Source organism: Streptomyces sp. NPDC004539, from assembly GCF_040610055.1.
Classification (GTDB): Bacteria; Actinomycetota; Actinomycetes; order Streptomycetales; family Streptomycetaceae; genus Streptomyces.
Map to the genome: position 1 here is coordinate 25,311 of NZ_JBEXLS010000036.1, position 18,731 is coordinate 44,041.

An 18,731-nucleotide genomic window follows, 5' to 3' on the forward strand; every position below is an offset into this window, starting at 1 on the left:
CACCGACGCAGTACGGGCTGGCAGGGTGTTCCACCGTAGTGACCTTGCGCAACTCTCACCCCGTGAACGGAACAATTCAACGGCCGTCCCTGCGCGAGAGGTGCTTCCGTCGTGATCGGCGGTCCGTGCCTGCTGCTCGGCGGTTCGCCTTGAGGAATTTGGTCGACTGGGGGCTCGCGGAGTGCGAGCGGGCTTCCGATGTCCTGTTGTGCGTCAGCGAGTTGGCCACCAACGCGTTGGTGCACGGGGTGCCGGTGGGGCGGCAGTTCATGGTGGTGATGCGGCTCGACGGGGACACGGTGCTCGTCGAGGTGCACGACAGCGGGGACGGGATGCCGCACATCGCTCAGGCGCCGGGCGAGGGCGGCGATGAGGACGAGGGTGGGCGGGGGCTTGTGCTCGTCGCCGCGCTGAGTGCGAAGTGGGGGGTGCGGGAGAGGGGCGTCGGGAAGATCGTGTGGTGTGAGTTCACCTTGCGGTCGGGGGCGTCAACTGCCCCTTCAACCATGCCGGTTCGGGGTTGACGTACGGGCGGTCCGCGATGAACACGGTCGGTACGGTCTCGTTGCCGTCGTTGACCGCCCGCACTCTCGCCGCCGCCTGCGGGTCGGCCCAGATGTTGACCCAGTGGACACGGTGCGCGTCGGGGCCGAGGCGTATGCGCAGGCGGGCGCAGTACTTGCAGCCGGGGCGCCAGTAGACGACCGGGTGGCCGTCGGCGGCGTTGCGTGCTTCCTCGTCGGTGATCGAACTCGGGAAGATCAGCGGGGAGTTGATGACCGCGAGGACCGTGAAGAGGAGGGTGAAGGCCACCGCCGCGACGGGGTTCTCCCGGGTGAGCAGGCCGATCGCGGCGAGGGCGCCGCAGAGGGCCAGGAGGGCGGGGAGAATCCAGGCGCGGTTCATGATCCCGCAGGGTATCGAGAGGGGGGTCGCGGGGGAACGGCGGAGTCCGCTTGAGGTGGGCGGTGTTGGTGCGGGGGTCAGCGGGAGCGTTCCGCCAACGTCAGGAGGAGGTGGGCGGATTCGGGGCGGAGGAAGTCGGAGTGGGCGCCGGAGGGGTGGAGGCGGGTGCGGGCGCCGCCCCGGTAGAGCCAGTCCGCGTCGACGTTCACCAGGCGGTGGTCCAGGGTGTGTTGCGGGTACGGGACGGTCGTCCGCAGCAGCTTCGTGCTGAACTGCGGGACCGGTGCCGCGCCCACGCCCGAGTGGCCGATGCCGGGGGCCTTCTCGGCGCGCAGGTGCCAGAAGCCGGTGGCCCGGTCCCAGCGGGAGTGCGTGAGGACGAGCGGGCCGCGCAGCGGGGCGCCCGGGTGGGCCGGGGTCGGGAACAGGGTCTCGAAGTGCGTCGTGAACGCGTCGCGCGGCGCCGCCATCTGGAAGATCAGCATGCTGTCCACCGTGAACGGCCTGCGCGGGTCGTACGGCATGCTCCACCCCAGCGTCTTCGGCGGCTCCGCCGCCCGCTGCACCGCCTCGCACAGGAACCGCCCGCCGAAGCTGTGCCCCATCAGGTGCAGGTACTTCCCACTGCGCCCCGCGAGCACGCGCGCCGCCTTCGGGTCGCCGCGCTCCGTGTCCAGATACCCCAGCAAGTGCCCTATCACGTACGGCGCGTGCCCCTTCCCCTCCGCACTCATCGCATGCGCCCTGTCCCGGATACGGGTGTAACCCCCCTTCAGCTTCGACAGACTCGACGACGGCCACCGCACCACCACACCCCACGGGCGGTACCCGTCCTCCTCCAGCCCCGGGTACCGGCCGGGGTGCCTCTTGTACAACTCCGTCGCCCCGCGCAGGAGTCTGACCGCCGCCCTCGTCGCCTGCGCGGGCGGGGTCTGCCAGCCGTGCACGTACACGTGGACGTCCGTCGCCCATCTGGGCAGGGGGATCGTACGCGCGAGGTGCTCGGCTACGCGGCCGACCGGGACGGGGGTGCCGCCGGACAGGAGACGGCCCTCCTCGTCCAGGTCGATCGTGGCGGGGATCATGAGGCTAGGTCCAGTCTGCTGTCGATGCCGCAGTTCAGGCCGTACGTGAGGGCCAGCGGGTTGTGGTACTTCTCGGCGAAGTCCCGGACCAGGGACTGGCTGATCTCGCCGGCGGTGCGGTCGCCCGCGAGGTACGACTCCAGGAAGCCGTAGGCGTATTCGGCGGCGAAGAGCTGGGGTACGTCGATCTGCGGCGCCAGTACGCCGACCGCGCCCATGTCGATCAGCTCCTGGCCGAGGTGCTTGAGGGCGCCGGGGGCGTTCGCGCGGCCGGTGTGGCAGGCGTTGAGGAGGACGAAGGGCTTGAAACGGGCCTGAGACGTGCGCGGGATGCCTCTGCGTTGCAGGGCCACCGCCGGGCCGTCGACATGCTCCTCGTCGGTCAGCCGCACCGACAGACAGGTCCCCGAACTGCCGTTGTCGGCGAAGTGGCCGTGGCACCAGAAGTACATGAGATCCTCGGCGAGCACCCGCGCCGCGAGCGCGTCCAGCAGTTCGCCGCCGCGCGTCCGGACGATCAACCGGCTCTGGTCCTTCAGCAGTTGATGGACGTCGGGGGCGCGGCCCACACCGTCCAGCGCCTCGTCCTTGTTGAGGCTCGTGGTCGCCCGGTCCCGGACGGCCAGTGGAGCGTGGTCCCAGGAGTGCTGGGCGTTCTGCTCCACCTGGTGGCGGTAGCCGAGGAACGCCTCCCAGGGGCTCGCGCACAGCGCCGGGTCGATGGCGAGCATCGGCCAGGGGAGCTGGACGCTGGAGTCGAAGCTCAGGCGCAGGGGCTGTGTGCCGGTCAGCGCGTCGAGGAGGAAGCCGCGCAGGGTCCGCATGCGGGGCTGCTCACCGTCGAGCACGGTCGCCAGCAGGCCGTATCCCTGACGCGCCAGCCTCGCCACCAACTCGTCGGTGACCGTGGCGAATTCACTGAGGTCTGCGGTGTCGGCGAGGGGGTGGCCGCCGACCTGGGCACCGTACTCCCCGTCGGGGCTCTGGTGGTGGACGAACAGGTCGCTCCACAAACCCCGCAGCCGGGCCCCCAGTTGCCACAACTCCGTCGTCGGAGTCTCCAACTCCGCCCGCAGCCAGGTGTTCTGGCCCGACACCACGATCTGGAGCCGTTCCCCGTCGAACGGGAGCAGTCCGATGCGCAGGTCGGTGCCGCTCTGCTCCGGCGGGTCCCCCGTGTAGCCGTGGGCCGGGTCTCTGACCACCGCTGTTTCCACCGTCATTCCGTTGAGCCCTTTCCTTCCTCTGCTTCCTCTTCTTTCCGTCCTCCCGACACCGTGACGACCGCCTTGATCTCCTGGAGCACGAACCCCGAGGCGTGGTCGTACATCGTGAAGTGGACCTCGTGGTCGCCGGGTTCGCGTGCGGTCAGTTCGAAGCGCAGGGGGCCGCCGGGCTCGTACTCGACCATCGGCGGGTCGACCGTCGCCTTCGTGCGGCAGCCGGCGAGGACCATCAGGCGGCGCAACTCCCGCTCCCCGCGCTGTCGTTCGAGCCTGACCTCCAGGGCGGTGGGGGTGTCCGTGGTCGGCTCGTCGGTGAGGAGGGTGACGCGGGCGCGCCAGGCGGGGCGGGCGGTGCGCAGGCGCCAGGCGAGTTCGTGGACGGCGGGGTGGTCCGGGCCGAGGGCCTCTTCGTGGTGGGCGACGACGTCCTCGGGGGTGGGGCCGTCCTCGATGCCGGACTCCAGGCAGGTGAAGGCGAGTTCGGCGAGGGCTTCGAGGGTGTCGGGGTGGTGGGGGCCGAAGGTGCGGGCGCGGCCGTCGTGGACGGCGCGGAGGAGGGCGGCGGCGGCTTCGGGGGTGGGGAGGGAGCGGGCGATGAGGACGGCGAGGGTGGGGAGGGAGTCCGCGTACCCGTGGGCGAAGTGGTCGACGACCTGGCCGCGCCGGATCGACTCCTCGTCGTTCTCCCGGACCGGGCCGGACTCCTCGTGGGCCCGCGCGATGTCCTCCGGGGCCGTGGGCAGGTCGACCGGGTGCAGGCGTACCGCTTCCGTCAGGACCGCCGCCGCCTCCTCGCGAGCGCCGTCCTGGAGCAGGGCGTGGGCGAGGACCGGGAGGACCTCCAGGGTGCGCCGGTGCTCGGCGCCGAAGGTCCGGCGGGCGTGCTCGATCAGGTCACGGGCCAGTTCCACCGCGCGTCCGGGCAGCCCCGCGTCGGACGTCAGCCAGGTGAGGTAGCCGCGTACCCGGAACGTCGTGGGATGTTCCTCCGGGAGCGCGGCCTCGCAGCGCGGCAGCAGGTCTTCCAGGACCTGGGACGCCCGCCGGGTGTCCCCCGCCTGCCAGCAGATATAGGAGAACAGGAGCCACAGATACAGCGTGTCGGGGTGGTTCTCGCCGCGGATGCGCGAGCTGTCCGCGAGCAGGGACTCGGTCTCCCGCATACCGCGAAGGTGCTCTCCGGCTCGGCGGAGCGTCCAGGCGAAGGTCTGGCGGACCCTCAGTGTGCTCGGGTGGTCGGCGCCCTGCACCCGGGCCCGGTCGGCGGCGAGCGAGGTGTACTCGGCGAGGGCGAGCGCGGTTTGCCCCGCGTCGTTGCGCACGTAAGCGAGCCAGTCGTGCGCGGTGAGCGTGTGGGGGTGGTCGGCGCCCAGAGCCCGTGTGCAGTCCGCGACCAGCCGTTCTGCGGTCTCGATGGCGAGAGCGGCCCCGGAGGAGCTCGACCACGTCCAGACGACCTCGCGGCGGACCCCGAGGGTCTTGACGTGGTCGGGGCCGTGCAGGCGCTCGTGGTCGTGCAGCAGCAGCGCCAGATCGCGCAGGGCTCCCGTTCTGTCGCCGGTCTGTCTGCGGTTCGAGGCCAGGGACACCCGGCTGAGCAGGGTGTCCGGGTGGTCGGGGCCCAGCACGCGTCGCTGGTCGGCGACCACGTCCTCCCGGACGACGACCGCCCGCTCGTAGTGCATGCCCTTGGCGAGCGCGGACGCCAGTAGCGAGCGGGCGCCGAGCGTCAGGTGATGGTCCGGACCGCCCAGCTCCGTGCGTGCCTCGACCAGCGCCTCGAAGCCGACGATCGCCCGTTGGTGCTGGCCCGATTCCATCCACGTGTAGGCGAGTTGGCCACGCGCGCCCGTGGTCGTGGTGTGCTTGCGCCCCCTGATCCGGGAGTGGTCGGCGACCAGCACCTCGGCCAGGGTCGCCGCGTGCTGGTAGGCGTTGGCCGAGCAGTGGCCCCACACCAGGTCGATACGGAACGGGAGCACCGACGGATGATCCGCCCCGTTCCGCCGTACGAGCGTCTCCACCACCGACTCCAGCAGCGCCAGCGATTCCGCGTGCGCCCCGGCGGTCCGGCGGACGATCGCCAGATCGCGGCGAGCGCGCAGCGTACGGGGGTGATCGGCGCCCCGGAGCCGGGTCCAGGTCGCGACCGCCTCCTCGTACAGCGTGGCGGCTCGTGCGTGGTCCCCCGCCGCCGAGCACGCGTCCGCCAGGTTCTCCCTGATCAAGAGGGTGTACGGGGCCTCCGGGCCCAGGAGGCGGGTGCGGTCCTCCAGCAACGCGGTGAAATCGGTTACCGCGCCGTTGTGGTCGTCCGCGCCCAGCCGGGCCAGCGCCAGGCCGTTGCGGGCGTGGAGGGTGTCGGGGGCCTCGGGGCCGAGGACACGGGAACGGTCGGCGACCAGCGACTCGTACGCCGGGACGGCCTCGCGGAACCTGCTCGCCGAACGCATGACGTACGCGCGCCAGCTCCTCGTGTCGAGGGTGCGGGGGTGGTCGGGGCCCAGGAGGCGGGTGCGGTCGGCGATCAGGATGTCGAAGAGGGCCGCCGACTCGCGATGGTTCCCGGCCGCGCGGTGGGCCGCCGCGAGGCGTTCCCGTACGTAGAGGGTCGATGGGTGGTCGGGGCCGTACGCGGTCTCGTGGTCGGCTTCGAGTTCCGTGAACAGGCCGAGGGCCTCGCGGTGGTCGTCCTCGTCCAGGAACACCTCGGCGAGGTTGTACCGGGTGTTCAGGACGGTGGGGTGGTCGGCGCGCAGGAACTCGCTCACATAGCTGAGGAGTTCACGGAGAGTGGCGACCGCCCTGCGATGCTCGCCCATGAACTGGTGGGTACGCGCCAGTGATTGACGAAGAGTCAGGACTCCGGGATGCTCCGGCCCCAGCACCCGCGTACGGTCCGCCACCACCGCCTCGAACAGCCTCACCGCCTCGGCGTGTTCGTCCGCGGCGCGATGCGCGAACGCCAGGTTGGCGCGGGCCGTGAGGGTGTGGGGGTGGTCCGGGCCCTGGACCCGGGTACGGACGTCGACCAGTTCGGCGCGTTCCTGTACGGCTCTGGTGAGGTCGCCGGCGAGCTGGCGGGTGAAGGCGAGGGCACCCCGGGTGCGGAGGGTCTCGATGTGGTGCTCGCCCCGGACGCGCGTGAAGTCGGCGATCAGCTCCTCGTACGCGGCGATCGCGAGGGCGTGGTCGCCGCGGATGCGGTGGGTGGTCGCGACGTCGTCCCGGTAGTCCAGGGTCGCGGGGTGGTCGGGGCCCTGGTAGCGGGCGCTGTCCGCGGCCAGGGACTCCTGCTCGGCGAGGGACGCGCCGGCGCCCTCCGCGTCCGCGAGGGAGTACGAGAGGCGCTGGCGGCACTTGAGGGTGTCGGGGTGGTCGGGGCCCTGCACCCGGGTGCGGTCGGCGACCAGTTCGCGGTACAGGGCCACGGCCGTACGGGACTCACCGGCGAACTGGTGGGCCGTCGCCAGCCAGCCCCGGCAGTTCAGGGTCTCGGGGTGATCGGGGCCGTACGCGTCCCGGCGGGCCGCCGTCGCCTCCTCGTACAGGGCGAGGGCCTCGCGGTGGTCGCCGGCGGCCTGGTGGGCGTAGGCCAGGTTGCTGAGGGCCGCGAGAGCGTCGGGGTGGCGAGGGGTGAGGACGCGGGGGAGGTCCGCGGCGAGCGCCGTGAACTCCCTTACGGCTTCCGCGTGCCGGCCCGCCGTCTGAAGGGCGTAGGCGCGGCCCGAGCGGGTCATGTGGGTCGCCGGGGCCTCCGGGAAGAGGCGGCGGCGGTGGGCCAGGACCTCCGTCAGATGGGCGACCGCGCGGGTCACCTCGCCCGCCTTGCGGTAGGTGTGGGCCAGGCGTTCCAGGGCGGTGAGGGTCTCGGTGGCGTCCTCGCCGTGCAGTCGGAGGCGGTCCAGGTAGACGTCCTTGCAGAGGGCCAGCGCCTTCGCCGGGTCGCCCGCCTTGGCGTGCAGTTCCGCGAGGAGGTCACGGTCGTCGAGGGTCCGGGGGGCGTCCTCGCCGTACAGGGCCCGGTCGGCGTGGACCGCCGCGTCCATCAGGGGGATCGCCAGGACGCGTTGCTCTCTGGCGATCAACTCCGCTGTGCCCTTGCGGTACATGTCGGCGATGAGGGGGGTGGGGGTGTGCGTGGGGGCGGAGCCCGCCAGGGCCTGGATGTGGATCAGGGGGGACTTCTCGGCGGGGGTGGTCGCCGTGTGGGCCGCCAGGGCCTGTTCCATGTGGTCGCGGGGGGTGGGGAGTTGTTCCGTCCGGGTGGGTGACTCCTCTGCCGGGTCCGCGAGTTGGAGGGAACGGCGGACCAGGCGGTGCAGGAGGAGGCCGGAGGGGGTGGCGGTGAGGAGGTGGAAGTCCTCCAGGGCACGCAGAGCGGACTCCACCTCGGCGTGGGGGGCCGGCCAGTGGTCCAGGATCTCGCGGGGGATCGCCTCCGGGGCGCACCAGGCGAGGGCGTGCAGGAGGGGGGTGGAGAGGGGGTGGTCCTGGTGGATGGTGGCGAGGCTGGTGCGCCAGATCTGGGTGATGCGGTGGAGCGGGGCGGGAGTCCGGGGGCGCGGGATGGTGGTGGCCGCCTCGTCCGGGCCCTTCGCGTTCGCGAGGCGGGTGCGGTAGCCCGTCAGGGCGGTGCCGGTCTCGCGGAGGTAGGCGCCCGCCTGGGAGAGGGCCAGGGGGAGGTAGCCCAGGTCCTCGGCCAGAGCCGCTGCCGCCGTGCGGTCGGCGGGGGTGGTGTCGGCGAGGCCGGCCGTCGTGTGCAGGAGGGTGTACGCCTTGTCGGGAGGCAGGACGTCCAGGGGGATCAGGGGGGCCTGGTCGGGCCAGCCGGTGCGGCGGCGGGTGGTGACCAACTGGCGGCCACGGCCCAGGAGTCGGCCCATGTACGGGGTGAGGTGCTCGGGGCGCTCCACGTTGTCGTAGACCAAGAGCCAGTCCCGGTGGGAGTGCAGCCAGAGGAGGGCGAACTCGGTGCGCTCGCCGGGGAGGGCGGTGCGGGACCAGGCGGGGTGGAGGCGGTGGGCCAAGTCCGCGAGGCCGGTGGCTATTTGGGCCTCCGACTCGGCGGATATCCACCATATCGGCGGGTGTTGGCCGGTGGCCTGGGTGTGGGCGTAGCGGAGGGCCAGGGCGGTTTTGCCTATGCCGCCGAGTCCGCTGATGGTGGTGGCGGTGTCTCGTGAGGGCGTTCGCCGAGGGGGTTCGGGGGCATTCCCGGGTTCAGGGGCTTCCCCGGTCGCTTCTCGGGGGGTGATGACTCCGCTGCCCGAGCGCAACGCCGTCTGTAATCGGCTGAGTTCGGTCTCACGGCCGATGAAGGGCTCCGCCGGGAGCGGGGGGAGGTTGTGCAGGGCGGCGGGGGCCTTGAGGCGGACGAGTTCCTCGCGGACGGCGGGCGGGAGGGTCGTCGTGGGCTGTTCGGCGTGCGGGTCGACGCGGCGGCGGGAACCGTCGGAGTCGTGCTCCGACGTGGTGATGCCGCTGTACGGGACGGCTGGGCGCGCGGCCCGTTCGTCGACGGTGATGGCCATGTCTCCCCCGCATCCATCGCGTTGTCAACGGTACTTTGCCGCAAGGGAGTTGTCACCGCCTGTGACTTCGGGAAACCGCTTCGGGAATCCGAGGTCACAGGCGGTGAGGGGCGCTGCTGAAGGGGGCGCCCAGGGGCGGCGCCGAGGATCAGAGCTTGTCGGGGGTCCTGATGCCCAGGAGGTGCATGCCCTGGTGGAGGGTGCGGGCGGTGAGGTCGATCAGGAAGAGGCGGTTCTCCTGCTGGGCGGGGGTGTCGGCCTTCAGGACCGGGCACTGGTCGTAGAAGGTGGTGAGGTGGCTGGCCAACTGGTAGAGGTAGGCGGCCAGTTTGTGGGGCTCGTAGGAGGCGGCGACCTCCAGGACCGTTTCGGCGAACTGGTCGAGGTGGAGGCCCAACGAGCGTTCCGCCGGGGCCAGTTCCAGCTCCGGGTGGGGCTGGGGGGTGGCGGTTCCCGCCTTGCGGAGGATCGACTGGATACGGGCGTACGCGTATTGGAGGTAGACCGAGGTGTCGCCGTTCAGGGAGACCATCTGGTCTAGGTCGAACTTGTAGTCGCGCACGGCGGAGGTCGACAGGTCGGCGTACTTGACCGCGCCGATCCCGACGTACCGGCCGTTCTCGACGATCTCCGGCTCCGTCAGGCCCACCTTCTCGGCCTTGTCGCGGACGACGGCCGTCGCGCGGTCGACCGCCTCGTCGAGGAGGTCCTCCAGCTTGACCGTCTCGCCCTCACGCGTCTTGAACGGCTTGCCGTCCTTGCCGAGGACCGTGCCGAACGCGAGCTGGAAGGCCGTGATGTCGTCGTTCAGCCAGCCGGCGCGGCGGGCCGTCTCGAAGACCATCTTGAAATGCAGGGACTGACGGGCGTCGACGACGTAGAGAAGGGTGTCCGCCTTCAGGTTGAAGACGCGGTCACGGATCGCCGAGAGGTCGGTCGCGGCGTAGCCGAAGCCGCCGTCGGACTTCTGGACGATCAGCGGGACCCGGTTGCCGTCGGGGCCCTTGATGTCGTCGAAGAAGACGCACAGCGCGCCCTCGGAGCGCTCCGCCACGCCCGACTCCTCCAGGAGCCGGCAGGTCTCGTGGAGCATGTCGTTGTAACCGCTCTCACCGACGATGTCGGGGTCGCGGACCTCCATGTCCAGCTTCTCGAAGACGGAGAAGAAGTAGATCTTCGACTCGTCGACGAACTTCTGCCAGGAGGCGAGGGTCTTCGGGTCGCCCGCCTGGAGGTCGACGACCCTGCGGCGGGCGCGCGTCTTGAACTCCTCGTCGGAGTCGAAGAGTTTGCGCGCGGTCTTGTAGAGGCGGTCGAGGTTCGACATCGCCTGCTCGCCGGTGATCTCGCCGTCCTTGTGGTCCAGTTCGTGCGGGTGCTCGTCCAGGTACTGGATCAGCATGCCGAACTGGGTTCCCCAGTCGCCGATGTGGTGCCTGCGCACCACGGACTCCCCGGTGAATTCGAGGAGTTGGACCACCGCGTCACCGATCACCGCCGAGCGGAGGTGGCCGACGTGCATCTCCTTGGCCACGTTCGGCTGCGCGTAGTCGACGACCGTCGTGCCCGGGTTCGCGGCGTACGGCACGCCGAGGCGGGCGGTGTCGTCCGCGTAGCGCGCGGCGAGGTTCTCGGTGATCGCCCTGTCGGCGATGGTGATGTTGATGAAGCCGGGGCCGGAGACCTCGATGTCCTGGATGATCTCGGGGGCCGTGAGGTTCGCGACGACCTGCGTGGCCAGCTCGCGCGGGTTGGCCTTCGCCTTCTTCGCCAGCGCGAGGACACCGTTGGCCTGGTAGTCCGCCCGGTCGCTGCGTCGCAGGAGCGGGTCCGCGCCGGCCGCCTCCGGCAGGGTGGCCGAGAGGGCGGACGCGAGGTGCTGCTGGACGGAGTCGCTCAGGGACGTGACCGAGGCCATGGGAGTGGGTGCCGTTCTCCTGGTGGGGATGGATATACCTCTCCAGTATCCCATGGGTGGTAAAGCGCTTTTCGGGAACAGGCAGGGCGGGAACGGCCGGGGGCGGGATGCCCGGGGGGTGGACGTCTTCCATTGAGGTACTACGGGGCGACCCCTAGGCATGAGGTATGACGCAACCCACCACGAACGCCCCCGCCCCGCGCCGACGCCGGCTGCGGGCCGTCGGTACCCTCCTCGCCTCCGTCGGCCTCGCCCTCACCCTCGCGGGTACGGCCGTCGCGGCCCCCGTCGGCGCCGCCGCCCGTGTCGTCACCGTCGACGGCAAGACCTTCCGGCTGCGGATGGTCGCCTCCGGGCTCGACCTGCCCTCCTCCGGCGGCACGGTCCACGTCTCCGGCAGCGGCTACAACCCGGCGCAGCCCGTCACCGTCTCCCTCTGCGCGATCCCCGAGGGGGTGACCGTGGGTGACACCTCGACGTACACCCAGCAGCCGACACCCTGTCTCGGCGGCGCCGGGGCGATCACCGAGGCCGACGACGGCGCCTTCGCCGCGGACCTCGTCGTGAAGCCCGCCATCCAGAGCGGCGCGGTCTGCGGCGTCAGCGTGCGGTGCGCGATCGTGACGAAGTCCACGAACACCACGCAACGTACGTACGACCAGTACATAAAGGTGAACTTCGGCTGATGTGTGGGTCTGGTGTACGAATACAGGCGCCATTGCCTACTGATCAGTTGCCGACTGTCATGTTGACCATGAAGCCCCCCACCAGGAAACTCCGGACCGCGCTGGTCACGGCCGCCGCCGCCGGGCTCGCGCTCGTCACCGCCTCCGGTGCGTCCGCCACGCCCTCGTACTCCACCCCCTCCTTCGGTTCCGCGCACCGCGTGACCACCGCCGCCGACGGGCAGAAGTTCGACCTGCGGCTCGGCGCGTTCAACACCCTGCTGCCCGCGTCGGGCGGGACCGTCGACGTCGCCGGGTACGGCTACAACCGGGCCCAGGGCATCTTCCTGGCCTTCTGCGTCGTACCCGCGGGGGTGGCCATCGGGCACCCCGAGACGTACACCACCCTGCCCTCGCCCTGTCTCGGCGGGCGGGAGTCCACGGACGGGTCCGCGCGGCGGATCACCGACACGGGTACGGGTACCCCCGGGGTGACCCTCCCCTACCAGGAGGGCGGGTCCTTCCTGACCACCCTCAAGCTGAAGCCGCAGATCGCCGACGGTGTGACCTGCGGGGTGAACGGGGTGCGGTGCGCGATCGTGACGCGCGCCGACTTCACCGCCACGGCCGACCGGTCGTACGACCAGTACATCCCGGTGAACTTCGCGCAGTGAACTTCGCGCAGTGAACTTCGGCTGAGGTAATCGCATCTCTATCGGCGTCCCCGTAATACCCCTAGTACCTCTGGGGGCCGGGGGGCGCCGATACCCGTTTTCGTGGTGTGGGCGCCTCCTGGGAGAATGGGGCGGTCAGCCGTGCGACCGTACCGGCTGGTAGTCGATTCCCAGAGGAATCCCAGAACACAGAGGACGTGCCGATCGTGGCTCAGAGCACCGAGACCACCGACTGGGTCTCCCGTTTCGCGGACGAGGTCATCGAGGAGTCGGAGCGTCGGGCCCCCGGCAAACGTGTCGTCGTCGCGTCCGGCCTCTCCCCCTCGGGCCCGATCCACCTGGGCAACCTCCGCGAGGTCATGACCCCGCACCTCGTCGCGGACGAGATCCGCCGCCGGGGCCGCGAGGTCCGCCACCTCATCTCCTGGGACGACTACGACCGCTACCGCAAGGTCCCGGCCGGGGTGCCCGGCGTCGACGAGACGTGGGCCGAGCACATCGGAAAGCCGCTGACCTCCGTACCGGCGCCGGCGGGATCGCCGTACCCGAACTGGGCGGAGCACTTCAAGGCGGCGATGGTCACCGCGCTCGGCGAGCTGGGGGTCGAGTTCGACGGGATCAGCCAGACCGCGCAGTACACCTCCGGGGTCTACCGCGAGCAGGTGCTGCACGCGATGCGCCACCGCGCCGACATCGACGCGATCCTCGACCAGTACCGGACCAAGAAGGCCCCCGCCAAGCAGTCCCAGAAGCCGCTCGACGAGGCCGAGCTGGAGGCCGCCGAGGGGTCCGGCGCCGCCGGTGAGGACGACGGGTCCGCCGGGTCCGCCGGGTACTTCCCGTACAAGCCGTACTGCGGCAACTGCGAGAAGGACCTCACGACGGTAACCGCTTACGACGACGACAGCACCGAGCTGACGTACACCTGCACGGCCTGCGGGTTCTCCGAGACCGTCCGGCTCAGCGAGTTCAACCGGGGCAAGCTGGTCTGGAAGGTCGACTGGCCGATGCGCTGGGCGTACGAGGGGGTCGTGTTCGAGCCGTCGGGCGTCGACCACTCCTCGCCCGGGTCGTCGTTCCAGGTCGGCGGGCAGATCGTCGGGATCTTCGGCGGGCAGCAGCCGATCGGGCCGATGTACGCGTTCGTCGGGATCTCCGGGATGGCGAAGATGTCGTCGTCCAAGGGCGGGGTGCCGACCCCCGGGGACGCCCTCCAGATCATGGAACCGCAGCTGCTGCGCTGGCTGTACGCCCGGCGGCGGCCCAACCAGTCGTTCAAGATCGCCTTCGACCAGGAGATCCAGCGGCTGTACGACGAGTGGGACAAGCTGGTCCTCAAGGTGGAGGACGGCTCCGCGCTGCCCGGTGACGTCGCCGCGTACTCGCGTGCCGTCGGTACGGCCGCCGGTGAACTGCCGTCCACCAAGCGGGCGTTGCCGTACCGGACGCTCGCGTCCGTCGCCGACGTCACCGCCGGGCACCAGGACCAGGCGCTGCGGATTCTCTCCGAGCTGGACCCGGCTCACCCGCTGGTCGCACTCGACGACGTACGTCCCCGGTACGACAGGGCGGAGGCGTGGATCAACACGCACGTCCCCGCCGACCAGCGGACCGTCGTACGGACCGAGGCGGACGTCGATCTGCTGAAGTCCCTCGACGACGCGTCCCGGGAGAGCCTGCGGCTCCTCCTGGACGGCCTTGCCTCCCACTGGTCCCTCGACGGGCTCTCCCACCTCGTCTACGGCGTGCCCAAGGTCCAGGCCGGGTTCTCCGCCGACGCGACGGCCAAGGAGCTGCCGCCCGAGATCAAGACGGCCCAGCGGACGTTCTTCGCGCTGCTGTACCACCTGCTGGTCGGGCGGGACACGGGGCCGCGGCTGCCCACGCTGCTGCTGGCGGTGGGGCAGGAGCGGGTGCGGGCCCTGCTCGGGGAGTAAGGCGCGGTAAGCGGTTGTGCAAAAGGGGCCCTCTCGTGGGGCCCCTTTTGTGTGCGGGTCGCTTACGCGATGTGGTCCTCTTCGAGCTCCGCGTTGTAGCGGTTCGTGAAGCGGTTGACCATGCGCTTGGCCTCCTCCACCGAGAGCGGGAGGGTGAACTCGGCCTCGGCGTTCTCGCTGAACTCGCGCGGGGTGGGGTAGCTGCCGTTTATCGACTTCTTGAAGACGGTGTAGTACGCCTCCTCGTCGGGCTCCGGGGTGCCCCCGCCCTCGCCCAACTCCCTTGTGCGGCCGGGGCCGGAGGGGATCGGGAAGGTGCCGGTCTCCTCGGGGGAGGGCTCCTCCGCCGGGGGTTCCTGCTGGGCGGCGTACTGCTCGGCCTGGACCTCTTGGGCGTACCAATCGGCGTACGCGGCCTCGGGGTTGTAGTTCGGGTCGTAGCCGCCCTGGTACTGGACCTCGGTGGGGGCCTTCTGGTGGAACCAGGGGCTTTCTTCAGGCTCAGGTTCCGGTTCCGGTTGCGGCAACGGCTGCTGCTGCGCGGGGAGTTCGGGCTGCCTCTGCTCCACCGGGGCCGGGGGCAGCTCCTGTTGGGGGAGCGCCGGCGAGGGCGGCGGGATCAGGACGGGCTCGATGCCGGCCGCCGCCAGGCCCGCGGGGGCCGTCTCCGAGAGGGGGATGCCGTAGCGGGCCAGCCGCAGCGGCATGACCGACTCCACCGGGGCCTTGCGGCGCCAGGAGCGGCCGTAGCGGGACTGGAGGCGGGCCTGGTAGACGAGGCGGTCCTGCTCCAGCTTGATCACCTGGTCGTAGGAGCGCAGCTCCCACAGCTTCATCCGGCGCCACAGCAGGAACGTCGGGATCGGCGAGAGCAGCCAGCGCGTGATGCGGACGCCCTCCATGTGCCGGTCCGCCGTGATGTCGGCGATCCGCCCGACCGCGTGCCGGGCCGCCTCGACGGCGACGACGAACAGGACCGGGATCACCGCGTGCATCCCGACGCCGAGCGGGTCCGGCCAGGCCGCCGCGCCGTTGAAGGCGATCGTCGCCATCGTCAGCAGCCACGCCGTCTGCCGCAGCAGCGGGAAGGGTATGCGTATCCAGGTCAGGAGGAGGTCCAGGGCGAGCAGGACGCAGATCCCCGCGTCGATGCCGATCGGGAACACGTAACTGAAGTTCCCGAAGCCCTTCTTGATCGCCAGCTCGCGGACCGCCGCGTACGAACCGGCGAAGCCGATACCGGCGATGATCACGGCGCCGGCCACGACCACGCCGATGAGAACGCGGTGCGTCCGGGTCAACTGGATTGGCGCGGCCACCCGTACTCCCCTTCGCTTTCCTGTCGTTGCGCGCAACAGGGTGGCACATGTGTGCGGCGAACGCTGTGCCGGATCGTCAGCTCTTGCTCGGGGAGGGAGTGGCGGACGGGGCTGTCGAGCCGTTCGCCGAAGGGGTCGCCGCGGGTGAACTCGGCTGCGTGGGACCGCCGTTGGCCTTCTTCACGGACGCGACCGTCTCCTTCGCGGCCTGCTGCGCGAGTTTCATCAGAGCCGCGGCGTCCGGAGCCTTGTCGCCGGCGAGACCGGCGCCGTTGTAGTCGACGGTGATGACGACGTTCTCCGTACGGGTCACCACCGTCTGCTGCTTGAAGGAGCCTTCCTTCTTCTTCTGGTCGTAGCTGATCGCCGTCGCGGCGTCGCCTATCCCGGCCGCCGCCGTCGACTTGACGTTCGTCGCGCCCGACACCGACTTCGCGTCGTTCAGCTGGCGGGTGAAGTACTCCTGCGCCTGCTGATCGGCGTCCCCGGCCACGGAGTTGGACTCGAAGCGCAGCAGGGAGACGCTGAGCCAGCGGTACTGCGAGCCCTTCACGCCGTTGTCGCTGAGGCTGTCCCAGGTGCAGCCCGAGCGGACGCCCGCCTCGCCCGAGGCCGACTTCTTGCCCGACTTGGCCTTCGGGACGGTGTCGTCGAGGGTGTCCTCCGACAGGACCTTGCAGGCGTCCGGGAGCGCGCTGTAGACCGCCGCCTGGAGCGTGGGGGACGGCACGGTGTCACCGGGGGAGGTCGTCGAGCCGCCCGACGACTGCTGCGAGCCGCTGTCCGCCGCGTTGCCGCCGCTGCCACCGCCGTCGCCCGAGTCCGAGGAGCAGCCTGCCGCGAAGAGCAGTGCCGGTACCGCCGCTGCCGCGAGGGCGCGGTTCAGGCTCCGGGCACGCTTCGTCCGCTGGTCGCGCTGGTCGTCTCGCTGGGCTCGTCGCTGCATGGTTCCTTCACTCATGACGCTCGTGGTTCCTGCGGGCTCGTGGTTCCTGCGGGTCGGAACGGGTCCGAGGGGCCACCGTACGCGGTGAAGAAGCTGTGCGGTTTCGATTCGTCGGCTTGGCGGGCGGGGGTCCGGGGGGCGGCGGGGCGGGCGGTCAGCCGAGTCTGTCGGCCAGTTGAGCCGCGAGTTTCCGGGCCTTGTCCTGCATTTCCTTGCTGTCCGGGACCGTGCCGAGGGTCGCCGGCTGCTCCTCGTACTGGACGGTCACGATCACGTTGGACGTGCGGAACGCCACAGTCACCGTGCGCTGCTTGGCCGTCGAGCCGGAGCTGGTGAGGGCGTCGTCGATGAACGCCTCGTCGCCGAGGTCGTCGAGGACGCGGGGCTGGATGTCCTCGGTGGGGGTCGTGGGGGTCGTCGGAGCCGTCGGGGAGGGGGAGGTGCTGGGGGATACCGAGGTATTAGGGGTATTAGGGGTACTAGGGGTGCCGCTCGGGGTGAGGGAGGGGGAGGTGCTCGGGGTACTAGGGGTACTAGGGGTCGGGGACGTGCGGATCGGGAGGTCGGCCGCGTCCTGCTTCTGCGCGAACAGGGTCTGCGCCTGGGAGTCGTCGCTGACCGTGTTGGTGTAGGAGACGACGCGCTCGAAGTCCACCGAGAGGTGGTCCGTCGCGGCCGTCGACTCGACCTTCCAGCGGCAGCCGACCCGGCGGTCCGTGTCGTACGTGAGGGAGGGGGTGCCCGCGTACGCCTTCTCCTGCTGCGTCGCGTCCGTGAGCTGCTTGATGCCCGGCAGGAGCGCGTCCAGCGTGCCGCGGCCGACCGCGCCGCACGCCTCGGGGAGCGTCGCGTACCGGCCCGGCTGCGCCGCCGCGCTCGTCGTACCGCTGTCGCCCGGGTTCGAGTTGTCCGTCGAGCCGCCGCCGTCCGAGCCGCCTGTGCAGCCGGCCAGCAGCGCCGCGAGGAGGGCTGCCGCGCCGGGGACGTACGCCTTGCGCTGCACGGGGGGCTCCTTGAGGGCTAGGGGGTTCCCTGTGAGGGTTTCCGGTGTGGGGCCCGGCGCGGGGCCGGTGTGGTCCGGTGCCGGGGTGTTCCAGTGTCCCCCGCCGGGAATTTCGCTTGCCGGGCGAGGGTGACACCTGACGACAATGTGTATCGCACGCGACACCGCCGATGCCGGTCCGGCATCCGTTTCGTCGGGCTGATGCCGGTTTTGCGTATTCGGTCTTCTGCGTCGTTTGTCGCGTTCAAGGTTTTTATGTTCATGGGGGAATGAGGGAAGTCATGTCGTACGTGGAGCTGCCGGGCGCGCAGGTGCCCATCCGGATGTGGACCGACCCCGCGGGCGTCGAGGACGTCGCGCTCCAGCAGCTGCGCAACGTCTCGACCCTGCCGTGGATCAAGGGTCTGGCCGTCATGCCCGACGTCCACTACGGGAAGGGCGCGACCGTCGGGTCCGTCATCGCGATGCAGGGGGCCGTGTGCCCCGCCGCCGTCGGGGTGGACATCGGGTGCGGGATGTCGGCCGTGCGGACGTCGCTCACCGAGAACGATCTGCCGGGGGATCTGTCGCGGCTGCGGTCGAAGATCGAGGCGGCGATTCCTGTCGGGCGGGGGATGCATGACGATCCCGTCGATCCGGGACAGTTCCATGGGCTCGCCACGGCTGGGTGGGACGGGTTCTGGGGGCGGTTCGACGGGGTTGCCGATGCGGTGAAGTTCCGGGAGGAGCGGGCAATCCTGCAAATGGGGACACTTGGGTCGGGGAACCACTTTGTAGAGCTGTGTGTGGACACAGAGGGTTCTGTCTGGCTGATGCTGCACTCCGGGTCCCGCAACATCGGCAAGGAACTCGCCGAGCACCACATCGGCATCGCGCAGAAGCTGCCGCACAACCAGGGGCTTGTGGACCGCGACCTCGCGGTCTTCGTCTCCGACACCCCGCAGATGGCCGCCTACCGCAACGACCTGTTCTGGGCGCAGGAGTACGCGAAGTACAACCGCACCCTGATGATGGCGCTGTTCAAGGACGTCGTCCGCAAGGAGTTCAAGAAGGCGAAGCCCGCCTTCGAGCCGGAGATCTCCTGCCACCACAACTACGTGGCGGAGGAGCGGTACGACGGGATGGACCTCCTGGTGACCCGTAAGGGTGCGATCCGGGCGGGGTCCGGGGACTACGGGATCATCCCGGGGTCCATGGGGACCGGGTCGTACATCGTGAAGGGGCTCGGGAACCCGCTCGCCTTCAACTCCGCGTCGCACGGCGCGGGTCGGCGGATGAGCCGGAACGCCGCGAAGCGGAGGTTCTCCGTCGCGGACCTGGAGGAGCAGACGCGGGGCGTGGAGTGCCGGAAGGACTCCGGGGTCGTGGACGAGATTCCGGCGGCCTACAAGCCGATCGACCAGGTCATCGACCAGCAGCGGGATCTGGTGGAGGTCGTGGCGAAGCTCAAGCAGGTGGTGTGTGTGAAGGGCTAGGAACGGCGATGGGTGCGGCTATTGCGGGCCGCACCCATTTCTG

13 protein-coding genes are annotated in these 18,731 nt (G+C 70.5%); 5 read left to right on the forward strand and 8 right to left on the reverse strand.

Translation table 11 applies throughout. From position 1 onward, the window contains the following. Window positions 1–62: 62 nt before the first annotated feature. On the forward strand, window positions 63–524 hold the full coding sequence (locus ABZX85_RS44735; RefSeq protein WP_355883167.1) for an ATP-binding protein: 462 nt from the start codon (window positions 63–65) through the stop codon (window positions 522–524). Here ABZX85_RS44735 and ABZX85_RS44740 read toward each other — a convergent pair. The 5 genes from ABZX85_RS44740 to argS form a co-directional block, all read right to left on the reverse strand. Then, the gene (locus tag ABZX85_RS44740; RefSeq protein WP_355883170.1) at window positions 469–906 is read right to left on the reverse strand and encodes a glutaredoxin domain-containing protein; all 438 of its coding nucleotides are present in this window, start codon (window positions 904–906) and stop codon (window positions 469–471) included. The two genes, ABZX85_RS44735 and ABZX85_RS44740, sit on opposite strands and share 56 nt — an antisense overlap. Before the next feature lie 77 nt (window positions 907–983). Further along, window positions 984–1,991, reverse strand: coding sequence for a hypothetical protein (locus tag ABZX85_RS44745; protein WP_355883173.1), 1,008 nt, complete (start codon window positions 1,989–1,991; stop codon window positions 984–986). Beyond that, window positions 1,988–3,214 (reverse strand): hypothetical protein, encoded by a 1,227-nt coding sequence (locus tag ABZX85_RS44750; protein WP_355883176.1) that lies wholly within the window; start codon window positions 3,212–3,214, stop codon window positions 1,988–1,990. Before ABZX85_RS44750 ends, ABZX85_RS44745 begins: the two co-directional genes overlap by 4 nt. After that, window positions 3,211–8,751 carry a tetratricopeptide repeat protein gene (locus tag ABZX85_RS44755; protein ID WP_355883179.1) on the reverse strand — a complete coding sequence of 1,847 codons (5,541 nt, stop codon included), beginning with the start codon at window positions 8,749–8,751 and terminating at the stop codon, window positions 3,211–3,213. The genes ABZX85_RS44750 and ABZX85_RS44755 overlap by 4 nt, the downstream gene beginning before the upstream one ends. A gap of 148 nt (window positions 8,752–8,899) precedes the next feature. After that, entirely contained in the window at window positions 8,900–10,669 is a 1,770-nt protein-coding gene (gene argS, locus ABZX85_RS44760) for an arginine--tRNA ligase (protein WP_355883182.1), read from the reverse strand. A gap of 167 nt (window positions 10,670–10,836) precedes the next feature. Here argS and ABZX85_RS44765 point away from each other — a divergent pair, with 167 nt between their 5' ends. The 3 genes from ABZX85_RS44765 (at window position 10,837) to lysS (ending at window position 13,945) form a co-directional block, all read left to right on the forward strand. Then, window positions 10,837–11,355 (forward strand): hypothetical protein, encoded by a 519-nt coding sequence (locus ABZX85_RS44765; RefSeq protein ID WP_355883185.1) that lies wholly within the window; start codon window positions 10,837–10,839, stop codon window positions 11,353–11,355. A gap of 68 nt (window positions 11,356–11,423) precedes the next feature. After that, window positions 11,424–12,008, forward strand: coding sequence for a hypothetical protein (locus ABZX85_RS44770; protein WP_355883188.1), 585 nt, complete (start codon window positions 11,424–11,426; stop codon window positions 12,006–12,008). A gap of 197 nt (window positions 12,009–12,205) precedes the next feature. Further along, entirely contained in the window at window positions 12,206–13,945 is a 1,740-nt protein-coding gene (gene lysS, locus ABZX85_RS44775; RefSeq protein ID WP_355883191.1) for a lysine--tRNA ligase, read from the forward strand. A 62-nt stretch (window positions 13,946–14,007) separates the two neighbouring features. Here the strand turns inward: lysS and ABZX85_RS44780 are convergent, their stop codons facing one another. From ABZX85_RS44780 to ABZX85_RS44790, 3 genes are all read right to left on the reverse strand, one after another. After that, entirely contained in the window at window positions 14,008–15,264 is a 1,257-nt protein-coding gene (locus tag ABZX85_RS44780) for a DUF2637 domain-containing protein (protein WP_355883194.1), read from the reverse strand. 76 nt (window positions 15,265–15,340) lie between these two features. Continuing rightward, window positions 15,341–16,225, reverse strand: coding sequence for a DUF3558 domain-containing protein (locus ABZX85_RS44785; RefSeq protein WP_355883196.1), 885 nt, complete (start codon window positions 16,223–16,225; stop codon window positions 15,341–15,343). Window positions 16,226–16,364: 139 nt separating this feature from the next. Further along, window positions 16,365–17,213 (reverse strand): DUF3558 domain-containing protein, encoded by an 849-nt coding sequence (locus tag ABZX85_RS44790; protein WP_355883198.1) that lies wholly within the window; start codon window positions 17,211–17,213, stop codon window positions 16,365–16,367. 281 nt (window positions 17,214–17,494) lie between these two features. On the opposite strand from ABZX85_RS44790, the gene ABZX85_RS44795 reads away from it, so the two are divergent. Continuing rightward, a complete protein-coding gene (locus ABZX85_RS44795) occupies window positions 17,495–18,688 on the forward strand; it encodes an RtcB family protein (protein ID WP_355883201.1) in 1,194 nt (397 codons plus the stop codon). Window positions 18,689–18,731 lie beyond the last annotated feature (43 nt).